The organism is Streptomyces sp. NPDC127197 (assembly GCF_042672405.1).
Lineage (GTDB): Bacteria > Actinomycetota > Actinomycetes > Streptomycetales > Streptomycetaceae > Streptomyces > Streptomyces flavusporus.
On sequence record NZ_JBHXVG010000007.1, the window covers coordinates 287,044 to 307,384 of the forward strand.

At 70.2% G+C, this 20,341-nt stretch carries 18 protein-coding genes; 10 read left to right on the forward strand and 8 right to left on the reverse strand.

The genetic code is table 11. From position 1 onward, the window contains the following. Positions 1-129: 129 nt before the first annotated feature. Positions 130-1,176 (reverse strand): hypothetical protein, encoded by a 1,047-nt coding sequence (locus ACFVJQ_RS14455; RefSeq protein WP_385783725.1) that lies wholly within the window; start codon positions 1,174-1,176, stop codon positions 130-132. Positions 1,177-1,312: 136 nt separating this feature from the next. On the opposite strand from ACFVJQ_RS14455, the gene ACFVJQ_RS14460 reads away from it, so the two are divergent. From ACFVJQ_RS14460 to ACFVJQ_RS14485, 6 genes are all read left to right on the forward strand, one after another. Continuing rightward, positions 1,313-1,792 carry a MarR family winged helix-turn-helix transcriptional regulator gene (locus ACFVJQ_RS14460; RefSeq protein WP_385516142.1) on the forward strand — a complete coding sequence of 160 codons (480 nt, stop codon included), beginning with the start codon at positions 1,313-1,315 and terminating at the stop codon, positions 1,790-1,792. A gap of 145 nt (positions 1,793-1,937) precedes the next feature. Continuing rightward, complete coding sequence (locus tag ACFVJQ_RS14465) at positions 1,938-2,381, forward strand: helix-turn-helix transcriptional regulator (RefSeq protein WP_385783728.1); 444 nt, start codon at positions 1,938-1,940, stop codon at positions 2,379-2,381. A 10-nt stretch (positions 2,382-2,391) separates the two neighbouring features. Further along, positions 2,392-2,799, forward strand: a complete 408-nt coding sequence (locus ACFVJQ_RS14470) for a VOC family protein (protein ID WP_385783731.1) — start codon at positions 2,392-2,394, stop codon at positions 2,797-2,799. A gap of 197 nt (positions 2,800-2,996) precedes the next feature. Continuing rightward, positions 2,997-5,384, forward strand: coding sequence for an ATP-binding cassette domain-containing protein (locus ACFVJQ_RS14475; RefSeq protein ID WP_385783734.1), 2,388 nt, complete (start codon positions 2,997-2,999; stop codon positions 5,382-5,384). Positions 5,385-5,472: 88 nt separating this feature from the next. Next, positions 5,473-5,676: a hypothetical protein gene (locus tag ACFVJQ_RS14480; protein WP_385783737.1), complete on the forward strand. Its 204-nt coding sequence runs from the start codon at positions 5,473-5,475 to the stop codon at positions 5,674-5,676. A gap of 44 nt (positions 5,677-5,720) precedes the next feature. Further along, positions 5,721-6,590, forward strand: a complete 870-nt coding sequence (locus ACFVJQ_RS14485) for a helix-turn-helix domain-containing protein (protein ID WP_385268026.1) — start codon at positions 5,721-5,723, stop codon at positions 6,588-6,590. Between the two features lie 265 nt (positions 6,591-6,855). On the opposite strand, the gene ACFVJQ_RS14490 is transcribed toward ACFVJQ_RS14485, so the two are convergent. The 5 genes from ACFVJQ_RS14490 to ACFVJQ_RS14510 form a co-directional block, all read right to left on the reverse strand. Continuing rightward, on the reverse strand, positions 6,856-8,619 hold the full coding sequence (locus ACFVJQ_RS14490) for an FAD-dependent oxidoreductase (RefSeq protein WP_385268028.1): 1,764 nt from the start codon (positions 8,617-8,619) through the stop codon (positions 6,856-6,858). A 17-nt stretch (positions 8,620-8,636) separates the two neighbouring features. Next, positions 8,637-10,565 carry a maleylacetate reductase and hydroxyquinol 1,2-dioxygenase domain-containing protein gene (locus ACFVJQ_RS14495; protein ID WP_385783741.1) on the reverse strand — a complete coding sequence of 643 codons (1,929 nt, stop codon included), beginning with the start codon at positions 10,563-10,565 and terminating at the stop codon, positions 8,637-8,639. Between the two features lie 204 nt (positions 10,566-10,769). Beyond that, positions 10,770-11,207 (reverse strand): hypothetical protein, encoded by a 438-nt coding sequence (locus tag ACFVJQ_RS14500; RefSeq protein ID WP_385783744.1) that lies wholly within the window; start codon positions 11,205-11,207, stop codon positions 10,770-10,772. 294 nt (positions 11,208-11,501) lie between these two features. After that, on the reverse strand, positions 11,502-12,476 hold the full coding sequence (locus tag ACFVJQ_RS14505) for an alpha/beta hydrolase (protein ID WP_385783747.1): 975 nt from the start codon (positions 12,474-12,476) through the stop codon (positions 11,502-11,504). Between the two features lie 726 nt (positions 12,477-13,202). Continuing rightward, positions 13,203-14,126 carry an SDR family NAD(P)-dependent oxidoreductase gene (locus ACFVJQ_RS14510; protein WP_385783750.1) on the reverse strand — a complete coding sequence of 308 codons (924 nt, stop codon included), beginning with the start codon at positions 14,124-14,126 and terminating at the stop codon, positions 13,203-13,205. Between the two features lie 132 nt (positions 14,127-14,258). Between ACFVJQ_RS14510 and ACFVJQ_RS14515 the strand changes: the two genes are divergently transcribed. Both ACFVJQ_RS14515 and ACFVJQ_RS14520 read left to right on the forward strand, forming a co-directional pair. After that, positions 14,259-15,188, forward strand: coding sequence for a helix-turn-helix transcriptional regulator (locus tag ACFVJQ_RS14515; protein WP_385783753.1), 930 nt, complete (start codon positions 14,259-14,261; stop codon positions 15,186-15,188). 315 nt (positions 15,189-15,503) lie between these two features. After that, entirely contained in the window at positions 15,504-16,382 is an 879-nt protein-coding gene (locus tag ACFVJQ_RS14520; RefSeq protein ID WP_385783756.1) for an alpha/beta fold hydrolase, read from the forward strand. 141 nt (positions 16,383-16,523) lie between these two features. Here ACFVJQ_RS14520 and ACFVJQ_RS14525 read toward each other — a convergent pair whose 3' ends face one another. Together ACFVJQ_RS14525 and ACFVJQ_RS14530 are read right to left on the reverse strand one after the other, a co-directional pair. Further along, on the reverse strand, positions 16,524-17,507 hold the full coding sequence (locus ACFVJQ_RS14525) for a zinc-dependent alcohol dehydrogenase family protein (protein ID WP_385783759.1): 984 nt from the start codon (positions 17,505-17,507) through the stop codon (positions 16,524-16,526). Between the two features lie 203 nt (positions 17,508-17,710). Next, positions 17,711-18,292, reverse strand: a complete 582-nt coding sequence (locus ACFVJQ_RS14530; protein WP_224732955.1) for a TetR/AcrR family transcriptional regulator — start codon at positions 18,290-18,292, stop codon at positions 17,711-17,713. A 228-nt stretch (positions 18,293-18,520) separates the two neighbouring features. Between ACFVJQ_RS14530 and ACFVJQ_RS14535 the strand changes: the two genes are divergently transcribed. Both ACFVJQ_RS14535 and ACFVJQ_RS14540 read left to right on the forward strand, forming a co-directional pair. After that, positions 18,521-19,126 carry a nuclear transport factor 2 family protein gene (locus tag ACFVJQ_RS14535; protein ID WP_385783763.1) on the forward strand — a complete coding sequence of 202 codons (606 nt, stop codon included), beginning with the start codon at positions 18,521-18,523 and terminating at the stop codon, positions 19,124-19,126. Positions 19,127-19,179: 53 nt separating this feature from the next. Further along, a complete protein-coding gene (locus tag ACFVJQ_RS14540; protein ID WP_385783766.1) occupies positions 19,180-20,295 on the forward strand; it encodes a Gfo/Idh/MocA family protein in 1,116 nt (371 codons plus the stop codon). Positions 20,296-20,341: the final 46 nt, after the last annotated feature.

Consider the following 20,341-nt stretch of genomic DNA (forward strand, 5'->3'; position numbering starts at 1 on the left):
GCAGCCACGCCGCCACGCCGCTCACGGGTTCGGTTGTCCATGGGACCTCTCGATCGCTTTCACCCGGGATGGGGTCTGTCTACCGGACTCCAACGATCGGCCCGATCCGCCGGACACGTCCTGAACGGATCAAGCGGCGGCTGCGGCGCGCCGTCGCATCAGACGAGGGCGCAGGCCGAGCAGGAGCGCGGCGACGACGGCCCACAGGGCGAGCGTGATCGCAGGGCCTGTTGCGTGCGCGCCGTCGAAGTAGCTCAGGTCGGTGATGGCGCGGACGGCGGCGCCCGGTGGCAGCAGGGCGGAGACGGCTCGGGCCGCGGCGGGCAGGAGGTCGGCGCCGATGATGGCACCGCTGGTGGCGTTGCCGAGGGTGAGGAGCAGCAGGGTGGCGACGGGGACTCCGACGGGGCCGAGATACGTGCCGAGGAGTTTGGTCGTGAAGGCGGCGGCTGCTGCCAGGAGCGTGAGGGTGAGGATCAGCGGAATGACCGGGGCCGGGACTGCTCCCAGCGCAGGTCCGGCGACGATCGCGGCGACCGTGCCGATGGCCACAGAGGCGCCGGCCAGCAGCCGGAACCGGTGGCGCAGGTTCAGGTGCCCGGCCAGTCCGAGGGCGTTCGAGCCGAGGACGAAGCCGGCCAGGGTCACGCCGAAGGCCACGTAGAAGCCGGCCAGTCCGCGGGCGTCGAAGTGGGTCAGGGGAACGACGTCCTCGGTGGTGAGGTGCTTGCCCGCGCCGTGGGCGTAGTCGCCGACGAGGGTCTGCACCGCCGATGTGGTGGACGCGCCGTCGGCTCCCGCGATCTCCAGGCGCAGCCCGTCCGGGCCGTCGGTACTGAGGGTGGCGACGACGTCGTGGCGCTCCAGTGCGTCGCGGGCGGCCCCGGTGTCGGCAGCCGGGTGGATGTCGACGCTGTCGCCGAGGGCCTGGTGTATCTCGCCCGGCAGGTCCGGTGCGGTGACGGCGATGGGGACCTGATGGGGCTGGGGGTCGCGCTGCAGGCCGACGTAGCAGCCGATGAAGGCCGCCACGACGACGAGGGCGATCAGTGTCGGTTGGAGCCAGGACCTCACCGGCGGCTGGCGGCGAGCGGCGTTGTGGGGCCTGGGCGAGGGCTCAGTCGCTGCCGAGCGTTTGTGGCCGCGCTCGGGAGCGGACGCTGCGGGGGTTTCCATGACGAGGCTTTCTGACGGAGGGCGTGGGCGTGGGGTGCACGGGAGGTGCGACGAGGGGTGCGCGCGTCGCGGCTGGGTTACGAGCATATGCTCCTATTTGCTGGAGGGCAAGAAGATACGAGCATAAGCTCGTATCATGGTGGGGAAGGCTCTGGAGGAGATCATGACCGCTACGCCGACGAACCTCGCCGACACGTGCAACAACCTGGCCCTGCGCAAGGCGGCCCGGTACCTCGGCGCGACCTACGACAAGGCGCTGGCCCCCGTCGGTCTTCGGGCCACGCAGTTCAGCATCCTGCAGAGGCTCAGCGCGCACGGGGACGTGACGATCAGCAGCCTTGCCGAAATGATCGCCATGGATCGCACGACGCTGGCGACGAACCTCAAGCCGCTCGCCCGCGAGGCGCTGGTGACCGTGGAGCCGTCGGCAGCCGACCGCCGCGCACGGATCGTCGCCATCACGCCGGACGGTCTTTCCCGGCTGAAGGCCGCGCTGCCGCTGTGGAAAGCCGTCCAGGACCAGTTCGAGGAGAAGTTCGGCGCCGACGAGGCAGCCCGGCTGCGTGCATCCCTGGAAGCCGTTCTCGACACCGGCTTTCAGCCCTGGGCCGAGTGAGACACGGCTGCAGTGGGCGCCGTCCGGCAGCAGCAGGAGCAGCAACGCGCCGGTTGGAGTGGGGTGTTGGTCTGGTCGGAGGGGTGCGGGACAAGGTGGGTCGTCGGCGGTGTGGGGCGGTCCGGCCCGGCGTAGGATCTGGCCCGTGACCAGCACACCCGCCTCGACGCAGCACCTGCGCGACCTCGTGCGGCTGTGTCGCGTTCGTGACCGGATCGACCGGGAGTATGCGCAGCCGCTGGACGTCGAGGCGCTCGCCCGCGGCGTGCACATGTCGGCCGGCCATCTCAGCCGCGAGTTCCGGCGCGCCTATGGCGAGTCGCCGTACAGCTACCTCATGACGCGACGCATCGAGCGCGCGATGGCGCTGCTGCGCCGTGGCGATCTCAGTGTCACCGAGGTCTGTTTCACGGTCGGCTGCTCGTCGCTGGGCACCTTCAGCACGCGCTTCACCGAGCTGGTCGGCGTACCGCCCAGCGTCTACCGGCGCGAGGCGGCGCGCGCGACGGCGGGGATGCCGTCGTGCGTGGCGAAACAGGTGACCAGACCGATCAGGAATCGAGAAGCACCGGTCCCGAGCCGTGGCTAGCGTGGCTGCCATGGACATCACCATTCACGCGAGCTTCCTTCCGCAGAACGACCCCGATGCCGCCCTGGCGTTCTATCGCGACACCCTCGGCTTCGAGGTCCGCAACGACGTCAGCTACGAAGGGATGCGCTGGATCACGGTCGGCCCTGCCGAACAGCCCGGCACATCGATCGTCCTGTATCCGCCGGCCGCCGATCCCGGCGTCACCGACGACGAGCGTCGCACCATCGCCGAGATGATGGCCAAGGGCACCTACGCCAGCCTCCTCCTGGCCACCAAGGACCTCGACGGCACCTTCGAGCGGTTGCAGGCCAGTGCCGAGGTCGTCCAGGAGCCGACCGATCAGCCGTACGGTGTCCGCGACTGCGCCTTCCGGGATCCCGCGGGCAACCTGATCCGCATCCAGGAGAAGCGCTGAGCCGTCCGGCGATCGCAGCCCGGAACCGGCCCCGATGGCAGCGTCGCCGGGCTGCTTGACGTCACCGCGTATCGCTCGCCCGCGGCACAACCTTCGGCAAGGAGGTCTGGGGGACGGATGCGTCGGCGTAGGGTGCGCGGTGTTCCGCTGTTCCTCGTGTAGGCGACCCCGCGTGAGAGATGGAGACGAAGACAAGCATGGCCAAGACGACGGACGCGCAGTCGCCTGCGCTGCACGCTGCCGACAGCCACGATCTGATCCGCGTGCACGGTGCGCGCGAGAACAACCTCAAGGACGTCAGCATCGAGATCCCGAAGCGCCGGCTGACGGTGTTCACCGGCGTGTCCGGCTCGGGCAAGAGCTCGCTGGTGTTCGACACGATCGCCGCGGAGTCGCAGCGGCTGATCAACGAAACCTACAGCGCTTTCGTGCAGGGCTTCATGCCGACGCTGGCGCGGCCCGAGGTCGACGTGCTGGACGGGCTGACGACCGCGATCATCGTCGACCAACAGCGGATGGGTGCCGACCCCCGCTCCACGGTCGGCACCGCCACCGACGCCAACGCGATGCTGCGCATCCTCTTCAGCCGGCTCGGCGAGCCGCACATCGGCCCGCCCAGCGCGTACTCCTTCAACACCGCCTCGGTCCGGGCGAGCGGGGCGATCACGGTCGAGCGCGGCGCCAAGACCAAGGCCGAGAAGGCGACCTTCGAGCGCATCGGCGGCATGTGCACGCGCTGCGAGGGCCGGGGCACCGTCTCCGACATCGACCTCACCCAGCTCTACGACGACTCCAAGTCGCTGTCCGAGGGCGCGTTCACCATCCCCGGCTGGAAGTCGGACAGCCAGTGGACCGTGCAGCTCTACGCCCAGTCCGGCTTCGTCGACCCGGACAAGCCGATCCGCGAGTACACCAAGAAGGAGAGGCAGGCCTTCCTCTACGGGGAGCCGGTCAAGGTCAAGGTGAACGGCATCAACCTCACCTACGAGGGCCTGATCCCGAAGATCCAGAAGTCGTTCCTGTCCAAGGACAAGGAATCGATGCAGCCGCACATCCGGGCGTTCGTGGAGCGGGCGGTCACCTTCACCACCTGCCCCGAGTGCGACGGCACCCGGCTCAGCGCAGGGGCCCGGTCGTCGAAGATCAAGGGGATCTCCATCGCCGACGCCTGCTCGATGGAGATCCGCGACCTCGCCGAGTGGGTCCGCGGCCTCGAGGAGCCGTCGGTGGCGCCGCTGCTCACCGCGCTGCAGCAGACCCTCGACTCGTTCGTGGAGATCGGCCTCGGCTATCTCGCGCTCGACCGGCCGTCGGGCACGCTGTCGGGCGGTGAGGCGCAGCGCGTCAAGATGATCCGCCACCTCGGTTCCTCACTCACCGACGTCACCTACGTTTTTGACGAGCCCACCATCGGCCTGCACCCCCATGACATCCAGCGGATGAACAACCTGCTGCTGCGGCTGCGGGACAAGGGCAACACGGTGCTCGTCGTGGAGCACAAGCCGGAGGCGATCGCGATCGCCGACCACGTCGTCGACCTCGGCCCCGGTGCCGGTACGGCGGGCGGCACCGTCTGCTTCGAGGGCACCCTCGAGGGGCTGCGGGCCTCCGACACCGTCACCGGCCGCCATCTCGACGACCGGGCCGCCCTCAAGGAGTCGGTGCGCAAGCCCACCGGCGCGCTGGAGATCCGCGGCGCGACGGCGAACAACCTGCGGGGCGTCGACGTCGACATCCCGCTCGGGGTGCTGACCGTCGTCACCGGCGTCGCCGGCTCCGGCAAGAGCTCGCTCGTGCACGGTTCGATTCCCGCCGCCGAGGGTGTGGTGGCGGTCGACCAGGCCCCGATCCGCGGCTCCCGGCGCAGCAACCCGGCGACGTACACCGGACTGCTCGACCCGATCCGCAAGGCGTTCGCGAAGGCCAACGGCGTGAAGCCGGCGCTGTTCAGCGCCAACTCCGAGGGTGCCTGCCCGACCTGCAACGGCGCCGGCGTCGTCTACGTCGACCTGGGCATGATGGCCGGCGTCGACACGCCCTGCGAGGACTGTGAGGGCAAGCGGTTCCAGGCCTCGGTGCTGGAGTACCACCTCGGCGGCCGCGACATCAGCGAGGTGCTCGCGATGTCGGTGACCGAGGCCGAGGAGTTCTTCGGCTCCGGCGAGGCGCACACGCCGGCCGCGCACAAGATCCTCGACCGGCTCGCCGACGTCGGACTCGGCTACCTCACCCTCGGCCAGCCCCTCACCACGCTGTCCGGCGGCGAGCGGCAGCGGCTGAAGCTGGCCACGCACATGGGGGACAAGGGCGGCATCTACGTCCTCGACGAGCCGACCACCGGCCTCCATCTCGCCGACGTCGAGCAGCTGCTCGGCCTGCTCGACCGGCTCGTCGACTCCGGCAAGTCGGTCATCGTCATCGAGCACCACCAGGCGGTCATGGCGCACGCCGACTGGATCATCGACCTCGGCCCCGGCGCCGGCCACGACGGCGGCAGCATCGTCTTCGAGGGCACCCCCGTCGACCTCGTCACCACCCGCTCCACCCTCACCGGCGAGCACCTGGCGGCCTATGTCGGCATGTGAGGCGGGGCCCTTGCGGACACCGTGAGAGGACGGTTCTCCGGCCGGCGTACTGCAGCCGGCCGGAGGCGCCGAACCGGCCCGTCGCCAGATGCTCGCCTACTACGCGTTCACCGGCGCGCATCTCGTGATGATCGTCGGCGTCATCCTGGTCGCGGCGGGGATCACCGACGCCATTCACCACTTCGACGGTCATGCACACCGGTGGTGGCCGGGCTGCGGCACAGCGGTGTTCCTTCTGGGCCACGCGGCCTGTGGAAGGGTCTGCCTCCTCGACGCACTCACCCCCTTGTGATTCACTGTTCAACTAATGAAGTGGTGCTACGAGGAGGTCGCACCGTGCGGGAGCTTGGACTGGTCGATACGGTGGGGATCCTGCGCCGGCCCGGCGTACGGTCCCGGTACAGCAGCGCGGGGCTCGGATGGGAGCACCTCTACGTCTCCTCCCAGCAGGAACAGTCCTACCGGGCGACGTTCGCTCCCGCCCCCACCCATCTGCTGATCCTTCATCTCAGCGGGCCCGTCACCGTACGGCGTGGTCAGGGCAGCACGGCGCGGTCACGGGCGATCCCGGCCGGTGGCCTGTTCCTGCAGCCGGCCGGCCGGGAACTGAGCGTGGAGCTCGGAGGCGGTCTCGACACGGTGCACGCCTATCTGACGGACCAGGCGCTGCGCGAGGCCAACGAGGGGCAACCGGTCGAGCTGTCCGAACAACTGGGTGTCACGGATCCGCTCGCCGAACAGCTCATGATCGCGCTGGACGGTGTCGTGCGCCGCTGGGAGCCGTCGGCCCGTACGTACGTGGACCATCTGACGGGCATGCTCGCCGCGCAGCTCGCCCGGCGGCACGCCTCCCGTCCCGCCGGGCCGTCGCCCGCCCGCTCCGGGCTCTCCGACCGGCAGCTCGCCGCCGTACGGGACCTCATGCGGGAGCGGCTCGCCGAACCTCTGCCGATCACGGACCTGGCCGCAGCGGCCTCGCTCAGTTCCAGTCAGTTCACGCGCCAGTTCCGCGCGAGCACGGGGCAGTCGCCGCACCAGTACCTGCTGGGGCTGCGTCTGGAGCACGCATGCCGGCTGCTGCGTACCGGGTCCGCGCCGATCGGGCAGGTGGCGATCGAGTGCGGGTTCTCCCACCAGGAGCACCTGACCAGGGTGATGCGCGCCCGCCTGGACACCACACCGGCCGTCGTGCGCCGCGAGGGATGACAGGGGCGGCAAGCGCGACTTCTCCGGGTCGGCGTTCCTGGACCAGCTCCAGCGCTTGTCCCCCCGCCCCGGTACAGAGCGCCGCGAGTACCTGGCCCGCGCCGGCCGCAGCCGGTGGTGGGTGACGGCGCCCGTGATGCGCGCACCGGAGGCGCCCAGCACCTCCGGCACACCGCTCAGTCCGAAGCCGCGCCGACAGCGAAGCACTGACTGTCCGTCACCTCGGCCAACGCCTCTGCGGCTGTGGCCACTTGCTTGTCCGTGCTCACCGCCCCAGGACCCGGCGCAGGGCGGTGAGCAGTGCGTCGTGCGCCGCCTGCGCGGTCTCGGGAGCGGTGGAGCGGCGCCAGGCCACGTAGCCGTCCGGGCGCACCAGCAGGACGCCGTCCTCGGCGATCTCGCTCACCCTGCTCCATTCGCCATAGGTGTCACGGGAGTTGTCGTCGCCGATGCGCACGGACCGCAGCGGTACGCCGAGTTCGTCGCGGCATGCGTCCGCTGCCGTGTCCCAGACCCCGCCCGACAGTCCGGTCAGCACGGTGAACTCGCCCTTGCCGACGACGTCGAGCGTGGAGATCCGCTCGCCGCTGCCGTCCACGAGCCACGCGTGCGGAAGTTTGGCGCCCGGCCGGGTCGTCGGCCGGGCCACCAACTCCGGGTCCTCCTCCCAGACCTCGGCAGGACAGTCGTCCGGAAGGACCGCCCCGGAGACGTAGCGCTGGTTCATCTCGACACCGTGCGCGTTGAACTCGTAGTTCTTGAGCTGGACGGCCTCCTCCAGCAGGCGGCGCTGCTTGGCGCCCTCGGTGGTACCGGCCCGCAGCGCGGCGAGCCCGTCGGCGATGGTCTGCTCGTCGCTGTCGGCGCCTACGCCGAGCGTTTCGAAGATGGGCCCGAACTGGTCACGGCTGAGGTTGGCGCGCTCGACGATCTGCCGTCCCACCGGGGCGCGTTCGGCCGTGTAACTGTCCAGCAGCGCCGGTCCGGCCTCGCCGCGGATCACCATGGCGAGCTTCCAGGCCAGGTTGTAGGCGTCCTGGACGGAGGTGTTGGAGCCGAGACCGTTGGACGGCGGGTGGCGGTGAACGGCGTCGCCCATGCAGTAGACCCGCCCGGACGAGTAGGCGGAGGCGTAGGTGTGGTTGACGGTCCACAGGGAGGTGGACGTGATCTCCACCGGCAGGTCCGGGGCGCCGACGAGGTCGCGTACGATCCTGCGCGCCTCCTCCTCGTCGACCGCGGGCGGCGGCTGCTCGATGTCGTAGCCCCACACCAGCAGCCACTCGTTCCACGGCCGGACCATGCGGACCAGACCCATGCCGATACCGCCGGTTGCCGCGCCGGGCCGCAGCACCCAGTACAGGACGCTGGGACGGTGGGCGCAGTACTGGGCGAGGTCGGCCTTGAAGACGATGTTCATGCTGCCGGCCTTGCCCATGCGTCCGTCCATCGGCAGGCCGATCTGCTCGGCGACGGTGCTGCGTCCGCCGTCGGCGCCGATCAGATAGCGGGCCCGTACGGTGAACTCGTCGCCGCGGACCCGGTCGCGCAGCCGGGCCGTGACGCCGTCCTCGTCCTGTGTGAGGCTCAGGAACTCGGTGTCGAAGCGGACTTTGGCGCCGCGCGCCGCCGCGTTGGTGGTGAGGATCGGCTCCAGGTAGGTCTGCGGCAGGTCGATCATCTGGCAGGGGCTGGTGGACGTGTACTCGGTCAGGGAGCGCGGTCCTGTGCCCCAGGTGCGGATCCGTGCTATCTCCTCGCCCGCGAGCGCGGTACACAGCACCGTGTCTCCCATGAGGTGGGACGGGCTGCCCTGCGCCAGCGCCTCGGCCTCGACGCCGAGGTCGCGCAGCACCTCCATGGTGCGCTGGTTGGTGATGTGCGCTCTGGGGGTGTTGGCGAGCCAGCCGTATTTGGTGACCTGGAGGGTACGGATGCCGTAGGTCGCCAGCAGCAGGGCAGCTGCTCCGCCGGCAGGACCGCTGCCGACGACGAGGACGTCGGTGTCGTAGGAATGCGTACGGGGCATGGTGGGCTGCTCCTCGGTCAGTCGGCCAGGCGGGCGATGCGGAAGGTGTGGTCCAGGCGGCGCCACTCCCCGTCGACGGTGCGGCCGTCGGGGGCGGGCCCGGCCTGCGGGGCGAAGTCGACGATGAGCTGGTCCTTGACGCCGAAGACCGTGTCGCTGTCGAGGAAGGCGCCGCCCGCCACGAACAGCTGCGTGATGAGACGGCGGTGACCTGGCGCGTCGATCATGAAGTGGAGGTGCGGTGCGCGGTAGGGGTGGCGGCCGACCGCGGTGAGCATCTGTCCCACGGGGCCGTCGTCGGGGACGGGGTACTCCGAGGGCAGGATCGACCAGAACGTGAGCCGCCCCTCGGAGTCGGTGCGCAGCCGCGCCCGCAGGACGGGGCCGTCCAGATCGGGGAGCTGGAGGTCGTAGAAGCCGTCCTCGTTGGACTGCCAGACGTCGACGACCGCGTCCTTCACGGGCTCACCGGCCGTGTCGGTGATCGTCACGTCCACCCACAGCGGGGTGCCGGGCAGGCCGCCGGAGATGTCGCTGCCATGCGCGGCCTCGGGCGGGCCGTCCACGTAGAAGGGGCCGAGGACGGCGGACGGGGTGGTGTCGGGGCTGCGGGAGTTGGTCAGCAGATCCACGGCACTGGAGACGCCCAGGACATCCGAGAGCAGCACGAACTCCTGCCGGGTCGGGCCGCTCAGTTGTCGGGTACGGGTGAGGAAGTCGATCGCGTAACTCCACTCCGCGTCGGTGACGTCCTGCTCGGCCACGAAGGAGTGCAGGTGCCGTACGAGGCCGGTGAGCAGGGTGCGGACGCGGCCGTCGGACGCCTGCGCGAAGCTCGCCACGACCTGCGCGGTGAGCTCGGCCAGCGTGGACTCGGTGGTGGCGGGGCCCTCGGGGCGGCGCCCGTGCCAGGCGTCGGCCAGCAGGCCCTCGATGCCCTCGGCGGTCAGCTCCCGCGGGTTCGGGTACGGCGTCGCCACGGCCAGCTCGGCCGCGCGGGCCAGACCGGACTCCGGCATGCCCAGGTCGCGCAGCGAGGTCGGCCCGCCCAGCGAGGCGATCAGGTCGTACACGCCGCTCGCGGCGTCGGGCACGTCCAGTGCCCGGGCGATGCGGCGCATCGCGTCCGGAGCCGCGGGTGCGTTGTAGGCCATGGCGTGCGGCAGGATCACGGTGTGCGTCTCGGCGTGCGGCAGGTCGAAGCTGCCGCCCAGGGTGTGGCACAGCTTGTGGTGCAGGCCCATGCCGACCGTGGCCAGGCACGTCCCGGCGAGCCAGGCGGCCTGCAGCAGGTCGGCCCGCGCCGCTCGGTCGGCCGGGTCGGCGGCCAGACGGGGCAGTGCCCGCGCGATGCGGGAGATCGCGTCGAGGGCCTGGCCGTCGGTGACCGGATCAGCGTCCGCGGAGTACAGCGCCTCCACGGCATGCGCCATCGCGTTCACACCGCTGGTGACCGACATGGGCAGCGGCAGGGAAAGCGTGAAGTCGACGTCGTAGACGACGGTCTCGGGCAGGACCTTGGCCGAGGACTGAGTGACCTTGCGCCCGTCGCGCGTCTCCCCGAGGACGGGGGTCACCTCGGAGCCGGCGTACGTGGTCGGCACGACCACCTGGGGCAGGTCCGTGCGCAGGGCCAGCGCCTTCGACAGACCCGTCGTCGAACCGCCGCCCACGGACACGAGGCAGTCGGCGCCCGTCTCCCGCAGTACGGCGAGGGCCCGTTCCGTCACCTCCACCGGCGTGTGCATGACGGCGCCGTCGAACTCCGCGGCCACCAGGCCGCCCAGTGCGTCCCGGACCTGCGCGGACGCCTCCGCGAGCGGAGGGCTGGACAGCAGCAGCACCCGGGAGCCACCCAGCCGCCTCACCTCCTCGGCGAGCCGGCCGACGGTACCGGAACCGAAGACCACCCGTGCGGGATGGGATGTGTGCACGAACGTCCGCATGGAGCATCGCCTCCGCGTGTCGGTAGGACTGCGGTTGTGTCTGGCCACCGAGTCTGCGGGTTACGTGCGGGTGAACTCCTGCACGATCGATGCATTCCGCTGCACGAATGACGCATCGGGGCCAGGCGGCTGCCGCTCCAGGGAGGGCCGCCCCGAACCCCGATCCGCTCCGCCGGACGGCTGTCAGCCTGCCCGGCATGCCCATCAGAGCTCTACGACGATGGATCCAATCGCTTCCCGCGAGGCAAGACGGGTGTGGCCGTCCTCGAAGTCATCCAGGGCGAACCGGCTGTCGATCACCGGCCGCAGCCGGCCTCCGGCGGCCGGCTTGTCGACTCCTTGAGGGCTGGGGTGACGTTCTCGTCGCCGCCGTCGCCCCGCCTCGATCGCCCAGCGTGCCTTGTGCGCGGAGGAGACCACGGTGATCGGCCGTGCGCCGAGCGCCTTGCTCGTCTGCACCACGGCGTGTCCGACTCCTCCGGTGGCCCCGCAGACGAGAGCGGACTGTCCCGGTTGCACCTGCGCGACCCGGGTCAGGGACAGGTACGCGGTCAGGCAGTTGACCGTCAGCGCCGAGCCCTCCGCCCAGTCGAAACTGTCGGGCAGCTCCAGGAGGCGTTCGTCGTTGACGACGACCATCATGGCCGGGATTCTGAACTACCCGGAAGCCGCCCGCCTCGTGGAGCGCCGCCGCGACCCGAGATCTCAAGTCGACCTCCACGGGGCGTACGAAGACGGAATCCCCGGTGGCCTGCGGCCACACCCGGGTGCGCCCGAGTCGTCCGATCGCCTCCTGGTAGAGCCGTTCGGCCTTCGCGCCCTGCCGGGCGGAGCGCGCGAATGGGCCCTCGGCCCCCTGGGCCCGGTCGTGGTCCTCACAAGTGGTTACGGTGGCCGGGCGGTCCGTCGCCCGGCCACCGGGCCGATTTCGAGCGTCTACGCTTCCTCGCTCGTTCCCAGGGCGTTGCTGAGCATGGCGATGGCCTGGGCGACGGCCGCGCGTGTGGCATGGGTGTCGCTGAGCGGGTTGAGCATCATGAAGTCGTGCGTGATCCCGTCGTAGCGGACGGTGGTCACGCCGACCCCCGCAGCGCGGAGCTTGGCCGCGTAGGCCTCGCCCTCGTCGCGCAGGACGTCGGCCTCGTCGACGATGACGAAGGCCGACGGCAGCCCGGAGAGCTGGTCGAGATCCGCCTTCAGCGGAGAGGCGGTGATCTCGCTGCGCTGCGCACGGTCGGGCACATAGGCGTCCCAGAACCACTCCATGGCCTTGGCCGTGAGGAAGTAGCCGGTGGCGAAGTCGGAGTAGGACCTGGTGTCCATATCGGCGTTGGTGACCGGGTAGTACATGGACTGCTGGACGAAGCGGACGTCGCCGCGTTCCTTGGCCATCAGTGCCAGTGCGGCGGTCATGTTGCCGCCGACCGAGTCGCCCGCCACCGCCATGCGGTCCGGGTCGAGACCGTGCTCGGCGCCTTCGCGCATGACCCACTGTGCGGTGGCGTAGCCCTGCTCGATCGCCACGGGGTAGTGCGCCTCGGGGGAGCGGGTGTACTCGACGAACACGATCGCGGCCCGGGCCCCGTTCGCCAGTTCGCGCACGAGCCGGTCGTGGGTGTCGGCGTTGCCGAGGATCCAGCCTCCCCCGTGCATGTAGAGCACGACCGGGAGGGGAGACGCGGCATTCTGCGGGCGGACGATACGGACGCGGACGTCACCGACCTCGGCGGGAACGGTGATCCACTCCGAGTCGACGGGGAGCTTCTCGATCGGCTCCGCCTGGATGTCGTCGAGCACCTTGCGGGCCTTCTCCGGACCGATCTCGTACAGGAACGGCGGTTGCGAGGTGGCGTCGACGATCTGCTGCGAGGCGGGTTCCAGAACGAGGGTGCCGCCGGACTGGACGGTCATTGACGATCTCCTTGCGATCTCGGGATGGCTGCTGACCGGGAAGGACGCCGAGGACGCGTGCCCGGCTGGCCCCGGTACGCGAGTGCCTCGGATGGCTTCGGATGAACAGGCACGGCAGCGGTAAGCGCTATATCACAACAGCGTCTCCCGCCTCGGTGGTGATCGCATCCGTCAGGCCCCTGCAGCGGTCCACGCGGCACGGCCCTCGTCAGCGGGAGACGGCCGCCGATATCGCGTGCAAACGGAGCGCCGGCTGAAACTCCAGGGCGCGCCCCTACCGCCGGGGCCGCTGCCCGCCCAAAGGGCGCCTCGTGGAGCTCCACCGGCCGGGCTCTGGGAACGACACGGCAGGCCGCGTATCAGCGCATTGCCCGCCACTCCCCGCCGACCTCGGCTCCCACCCGCACGACTGAGTCAACCGTGGCCATCGCGGCTGGGACGGTCCCTGCCGTCCCTGCTACCGGGCCCAGCCGGGCGGGGTCGGCCTCCCGTGCCGGGAGCGGTCAGGGGCGGCGGCGGGCGCAGAGGCAGGCCGGTCACGCGCCACTCCGCTCCATTGCGGCGCCCTTCCGGGCACGGGCCACCACCATGTGGGCCGCTTCGACCAGGCTGGCGGCGCCGGCGATGCCGCGTTCCGATGAAGCCGACCTTCTTGATCGTCACCTTCATTGCGATGTTCTTTCGTTGGTACGGGTGAGAAACGGGGGGCTGGAGACTTCCGCGCGCTCAGCGGACGATGTCGCGCGCCAGCTCCCAGAGGCGTTCGGCGTTCGCCGGGTCCAGCGCGTAACGGGCCACGCCGGGAACACCGAGCTGAGTGGGACGGGCGTCTACCACCGGCGCCTCGTTGACATCCTCGAAGTAGCGGCCGCCGACCCCTTCGACCAGCGGCGACGCGGCGAGGAACACGCTGGTCGCGGCGCCCTGCTCGACCGTCTTGCGGTACGGCTCCGGCGTCCGCAGGCCGCCGGTGTGCCGCTGCAGGTTGGTCGCGATCGCACCGGGGTGCAGGGCGTTGGCCGTGATGCCCTCACCGGCCCAGCGGCGCTGCGCCTCGACGGCCAGGAGGACTTCCGCGGTCTTGGACTGACCGTAGGCGGCGAGCGCGTCGTACGGGCGGAAGCGGAAGTTGATGTCGTCGAAGACGACGGGGGAGAACAGGTGGCCGCCGGAGGACACCGAGACCAGGCGCGCACCGTCTGCGTCGGCGAGGGCGCGGTGCAGCCCCAGGGTCAGGGCGAAGTGCCCCAGGTAGTTGGTGGCGAACTGCTGTTCGTGGCCACCGGTGCCGCGCTCGAGCTCCGGCGGCATCATGATTCCGGCGTTGTTGATCAGGACATGCAGCGGGCCCTGCCAGGCGGCGGTGAACGCGCGTACCGACTCCAGGTCGGACACGTCCAGGCGGGCGACGTGGATCGCGTCGTTCCCGGTGGCCTTGCGAAGGGCCGCCGCGGCCTGCTCGCCGGCCTCGGGACGGCGCACGGCGAGCGTGACCTCGGCACCGCCGGCCGCCAGAGCGCGGGCGGTCTCGACGCCGATGCCCGAGTTGGCCCCCGTGACGACCGCCCGCCTGCCGGACAGGTCGACGCCCTCGATCACCTCCGAGGCGGTGCTGTCGCGGCCGAACGGGGTGGTGAAGAGCTGGGACATGTGACGTATTCCTCCTGGTTCGCGGACTGTGCCGCCAGGCTGCACCGAACGCCGCCGGGCGGACCAGGACGGGCTGGGACCGGGACCGGCAGGGCCACCCAGAGATCCGGAGTGCCTCCGTACGCTGGAAACATGCCGGCCACCGAAGACGCCAACACACTGGGCCGCTATCTGCGCGCCCGCAGAGAACTCATTTCACCGGATGAGGCCGGGGTTCTGGATCAAGGCAACCGTCGCGTCCCCGGGCTGCGTCGCGAGGAGGTCGCCTTCCTCGCGGGAATCAGCTCCGACTACTACAACCGCTTGGAGCAGGGCCGCGACAAGAACCCCTCCGAGCAGGTCCTGCGCAGCATCGCCCGCGCGCTGCGGCTGGACGAGGAGGCCACGGCCTACCTGCTGCAGATCGCCGCACCGGCGAGCCCGCGGCGCAAGCGGCCCCGCAAGCCCGAGAGGGCCGGTGAGGGCCTCCGCACCCTCATCGACACCTGGCCGCTCACCCCGGCGTACATCCACGGCAAGTACATGGACGTACTCGCCGCCAACAGCCTCGCCGTCGCCCTCTCACCGTTCAACGCCCCGGGCCGCAACGGCATCCTCGCCGCTTTCCTGGAACCAGAGATGCGGGAGTTCCATCAGGACTGGGAGGACATGACCGCCCGGGTCGTCCCTTATCTGCGCTCCGTCGTCGGCGCGGACGTCGACGACCCGCGCCTGGTCGAGATCCTCGGTGAGCTCTCCCTGCGCAGCGAGCGGTTCCGCAGGCTCTGGGCCCGGCAGGACGTCAAGCACAAGACCAGCGGTACCAGCTTGCTCCTGCACCCCCAGGCCGGTCCTCTGGAGCTGCGCTACGAAAAGCTGCTGGTCCCGGGCACCGGCGGGCAGACGCTGATCACGTACCACGCGGAGCCGGGCAGCGCTTCCGAGGAACGCCTGCGCCTGCTCGCCAGCATGCACGCCCCGGGGCACATCACCGGTACACCGGCGGCAGACCGACCCGCCCCCGGCGCACCACGCCGTGACAAGCGTGGGGGACACGCATCCGGCGGCCGCACGGCCGCCTGAGCCCTGACCACGGAAACACGCAGAGCGGGACACCCGCACCCTGCCCGGCTTGACGGCGCTCGGCCTTCACCGCAGCGACCGAGGCCCTGGAACGGCTTGAGAAACCCGGCAGCCCGTCTGTCACCTGAATGCGCTTCCCGAAGTGCCCGTTTGCCATGGCACTCCGACGATCGAAAGCCGGAGATGTCAACGGAAGGCACGCAGATGAGCGCATCCCTTTCCACGGTCCCTGTTGGTTTCATACGCGGGGTGGGCTTGCTCGCGGCGTTCACTGCGACGTGCGGTGCGGCCGTGTCACCAGCCTTCGCTGACGGCATGGCGCCCGGGACCGGCGACAAGCCCACCGTTGTCCTCGTGCACGGCGCGTTCGCCGACGCGTCCGCCTGGAGCGGGGTGGTGGAGCGGCTGCGCGCCGCCGGGCATCCGGTCATCGCTCCGGCCAACCCACTCAGGGGACTGCAGTACGACGGTGCCTACATCGCGAGCGTGCTGCGCAGCATCAAGGGCCCGATCGTCCTCGTCGGTCACTCCTACGGCGGTTCGGTCATCAACGAGGCGGCCCTCGGCAGCGCCAACGTGAAGGCGCTGGTGTTCGCTGCCGGTTTCCTCCCCGCGAAGGGTGAGAGCGCGGGCGAACTCGCCGCCAAGTACCCCGGCAGCACCTTGGGGCAGACCCTGAGGAAGGTGCCCTTCCCGCTCCCCGGCGGCGGCACCGGAACGGACCTGTACATCAAGCAGGACCTGTTCCACAAACAGTTCGCTGCCGACGTCCCGTCGTCGAGGGCCACCGTCATGGCCGCCACCCAGCGTCCGGTGGCCGACACGGCCCTCACGGACAAAGCAAGCGGAGAGGCCTGGAAGACCATCCCGTCGTTCGACCTGATCGCGAGCGACGACAAGAACATTCCGGCCGCAGCGCAGCGCTGGATGGCCAAGAGGGCCAACGCCGTCTCCGTCGAGGTGCCGTCCTCGCACGCCGCACCTGTCTCGCACCCCGAAGAACTCACCCGTCTCATCGAGCGAGCCACAGGCGTCGCCTCGTCGTCCTCGCCGAGCCTCGCAGCCACCGGTCGCGAGCACACCTGGATGCTGGTCGGCCTGGCCGCGGGCACGACAGCACTGGGGGCCGGTCTCGTCACGGCGATGCGTCGACGTAGGAACGCCGCTGCATCGCGTCTGCCGGAGGGACTGTAAAGGCGCTCAGCGCAACCGAGGGCTCTTCGGGACAGCCCGCTGGTCACCTTCTGCTTGTCAAGTGCCTTCCTGTCCCGGCCATCGCGATCGAACCCGCCGGTCGCCAGGCACAGGGGGGTCACGCGCCGGCCGACGGCGCGGTCATTCCTCGACGTCGATCACGATCTTTCCTTCAGCGGTGCCGCTCTCCACGGCGGCGTGGGCGTCGGCCACGGTGGCCAGGGTGAAGTGCCGCGGGTCGAGCCGGGGCATGAGGGCTCCGGCGTCGGCGAGGGTGGCCGCCTCCCGCATGATCTGTCCGTGGTGTTCGCGTCCGCGGCCGGTGAGCATGGGCAGCAGGGTGAAGATTCCGGAGTAGGTGGCCCCCCGGAAGGACAGGGGTGCGAGACTGTGGCTTCCCCAGCCCAAAGCGCTCACGACATGGCCCGTGTAGGTGCGGACCGCGGTGAAGGACGCGTCGAGTACGGCACCGCCAAGGGTGTCGAAGACGATGTCGAAACCTTCTCCGCCGGTGTGCCGGGCGACGTACTCCTCCACGGCCGTGGTGGTGTAGTCGATCGGAACCGCCCCCAATTGCTCGACCGATTCCGTCTTCGCGGGCGATACGGTGCTGAAGACCTGGGCGCCCCGGGCGCGGGCGATCTGGATCGCCACGTGGCCGATGCCGCCGGCCCCGCCGTGGACAAGGACCTTCTGACCCGGGCCGACCTGAGCCCGGTCGACCAGGCCCTCCCAGGCGGTGATGAAGACCAGGGGCAGCGCTGCGGCCTGCCGCATGCTGAGCGAGGCGGGCTTTCGGGCCAGCAGGCGGGCGTCGACAGCCGCGTACTTGGCCAGCGAACCCTGCAGATCGCCTACGCCACCGGTCAGGCCGTAGACCTCGTCCCCGGCGGCGAACCCGGTGTCCTCGCCGGCCTGCTCGACTACGCCGGCTAGATCCAGCCCGAGCACTGCGGGCAGTTCACTCCGGGCGTGAGCGGCCTTCCCGTCCCGGATCTTCAGGTCCAGCGGGTTGACTCCGCTGGCCTTGACCTTGACCAGAACCTGGCCAGAGCCCGCGACGGGCTTGTCGGTCTCCTTCAGCACCAGCGGGGTGCCGAACTCTTCCAGAACCAGTGCACGCACGGTGTGCTCTCCTTGTCTTGCGGATGGCCGGGGCCGGCCCTTCCGTGTCGTTCCGTTCCCCGGTGTCGGCGGCGCTCCCGCTGCCGGTCAGACGAGGAGTGCAGCAATCGCGGGTACGGCGCCCGCGTCGACCCCACCACTGCATCGTGTGCACGCAGGACAGGGTGCCGCCACCGCGCGGGGCGGGTTGCCTGCAGGGCGGGTCACTCCAGGGCCCTCAGCGCGGCCTCGGCAACCGCCATCAGTGACTTCCGGTCGGGCTCGATGGCACCCATGACCCGCAGACCGTGCATCGTCACGACGAGATACCGGGCCAGGTCCCGGGCGTCGTGCGTGTCCGACAGCTGCCCATCCGCCTGAGCCTCCGCGATGACCTGGGAAAGTGCGCCCTCCAACGAGGCTGTCGTCGACCGCACATGGGCGGCTACCTCCCGGTCGCGGGCGACCCGCTCCACGGCGGCACCGACGATCAGGCAGGCTTTTCGGCCGCCGTCACCGACGATCTCGTCCACCGTTGCGACCAGGACTTCACGCAGCAGCTCACGGGCCGGCGCACCCCCACGGAGCAGCTCGATCATGGGTAGTGCGTACCGCTCCCGGTAGCGGTCCATGGCCGCCAGGTACAGGCCCTCCTTGCTGCCGAAGGCGGCATACAACGAGCCGCGGCCCACACCGGTGGCGTCGACCAGGTCCTGTACCGACGTGCCCTCGTAGCCCTTGCGGCGGAAGGCGTTCATCGCCGCCTCCACAGCCCTTTCGGTGTCGAACTCCCTCACGCGTGCCATGACCGCATCGTATCAGGAATGATAGATAAAAAATTTTAGTTCGCAGGAGGGTCCCTTAGTTGAAGATTTTTTTGACTCTTCGTTCCATATAGGGTCTACTGGCGGACGTCACCTGATCGCGACCGGCAGCACGTCGCTCCCGTGATGAGCGCCTGATCGTTCGTACGAAGCCCAGGACTCAATGACCCTTCGTCCGCGTACTGGCGCGGCGCCGAAAGGACACACAGCATGGACAAGCAGGAAGCCCGCACGCCCTCTGCATGGCGTTCACGTGTAGCCGGCGCAGCCGTGGCGGCTACGCTGCTGGCCGGCGGGGGCGCGGGCGCGGCAGCCTGGGCCTCCCAGCCCGCGTCAGCGGCGCACCACCGGGCGCAGTCCGCGCCCGACGCGGCCGTGGCGCAGCGGCTGGCCGACATCGAGGACATCCGTCAGGTGAAGGCGCGCTACTTCCGCTACCTCGACAGCAAGCAGTGGTCCAAGCTGGCCGCCCTCTTCACCGCCCACCCCACCATCGACGTAGGCGCGAAGTACAGCAGCGGCAAGGAGCTCGCCGAGAAGACGGCAGCGCTGCTGGGTGACGCCCCCACCGCCCACCAGGGCTTCCTGCCGGAAATTCAAGTGCACGGAAACCGCGCCACGGCGATCTGGGCGATGGAGGACTACGTGAGTTTCCCGCCCGGCTCCAGCTACAAGAACGGCTTCCACGGCTACGGCGAGTACCACGACACATACAAGCGGATCAACGGCCACTGGTACATCGACAGCACTGTCCTGTCCCGGTTCCGGGTGGACGCCGTCCCCAACTGGACGCCGTCCACCGCGCCGAAGAAGTAACAACAAACCCCATCCCCATGAGCCCGTCAGGGCCCATTCGCAGGAGTGACAACATGAGCACCATCGGTGTCGGCATCATCGGCGGCAGCCCGGGCGGCTGGGCCTCCATCAGCCACATCCCCGCCCTGAAGGCAGTGCCGGACTTCGAACTGCGCGCCGTCAGCACCTCGCGCCAGGAATCCGCGAACGCCGCCGGGAAGGAGTTCGGGATCGAGGCCGCCTTCGACAACCACGCGGACCTCCTCGCCCACCCCGGAGTCCACGTCGTCGTGGTCGCGGTCAAGGTCCCCCACCACCGGGAACTGATCTCGGCGGCGATCGACGCCGGCAAGACCGTCTACGCCGAATGGCCCCTCGCCCTGAACCTGGCCGAGGCCACCGAGTTGACCCGGCGCGCCGAGGCCGCCGGAGTGCGCACCGCCATCGGCCTCCAAGGGCGCTACCACCCCGAACTCCGCTACGTGCGCCGCCTGATCGAGGACGGCCGGATCGGCCGGGTCATCGGCACCACCATGGTCGGCTCCGGCATGGTCTGGGGCCCGGAGACCACCCGGGCACACGCGTACTGGTACGACCGGACCCAGGGCGCCACTCCGCTAACCGGCGCCGCTCTCCACGCCGTCGACGCGCTCAACGTCACGCTCGGGGAGTTCGGCCAGCTGTCGGCCAACCTCGTCCTGGGCCGCACGCAGGTCACCGTGACCGACGACGGCAACACCGTCATCCCGGTGACCGCCCCGGACCAGATCTCCCTCATCGGCACCCTGGACAACGGCGCCGCGGCCTCGGTCTTCTACCGCGGCGGCACCTCGCGCGGCGACAACTTCCGCTGGGAGATCAACGGCACCGACGGGGACCTGGTCCTGACCGCCCCGTGGGGCAACCTCCAGGTCACCGACCTCACACTCCAGGCCGGCTTCGGCAAGGACACGAGCGTCTCCGACATCGAGGTCCCCGCCGCGTACTCCGCCGACATCCCCGCAGGCCTCACCGGCCCGGCCAGGAACGTCGCCGCGCTCTACACGCACCTGGGACGGGACTTGCGCGAAGGGACCCGCACGGTCCCCGACTTCGCCTACGCCCACACGCGCCACCAGCTGCTGGAGGCCATCGACCGCTCCTCCGCCGAAGGCGCCGCACAGACCCTGACCGGTCCGACCCCGGCCTGACCCCGGCGGGAACGCCTTGTGCACCCGGGCAGCCCCATGCTCCGAA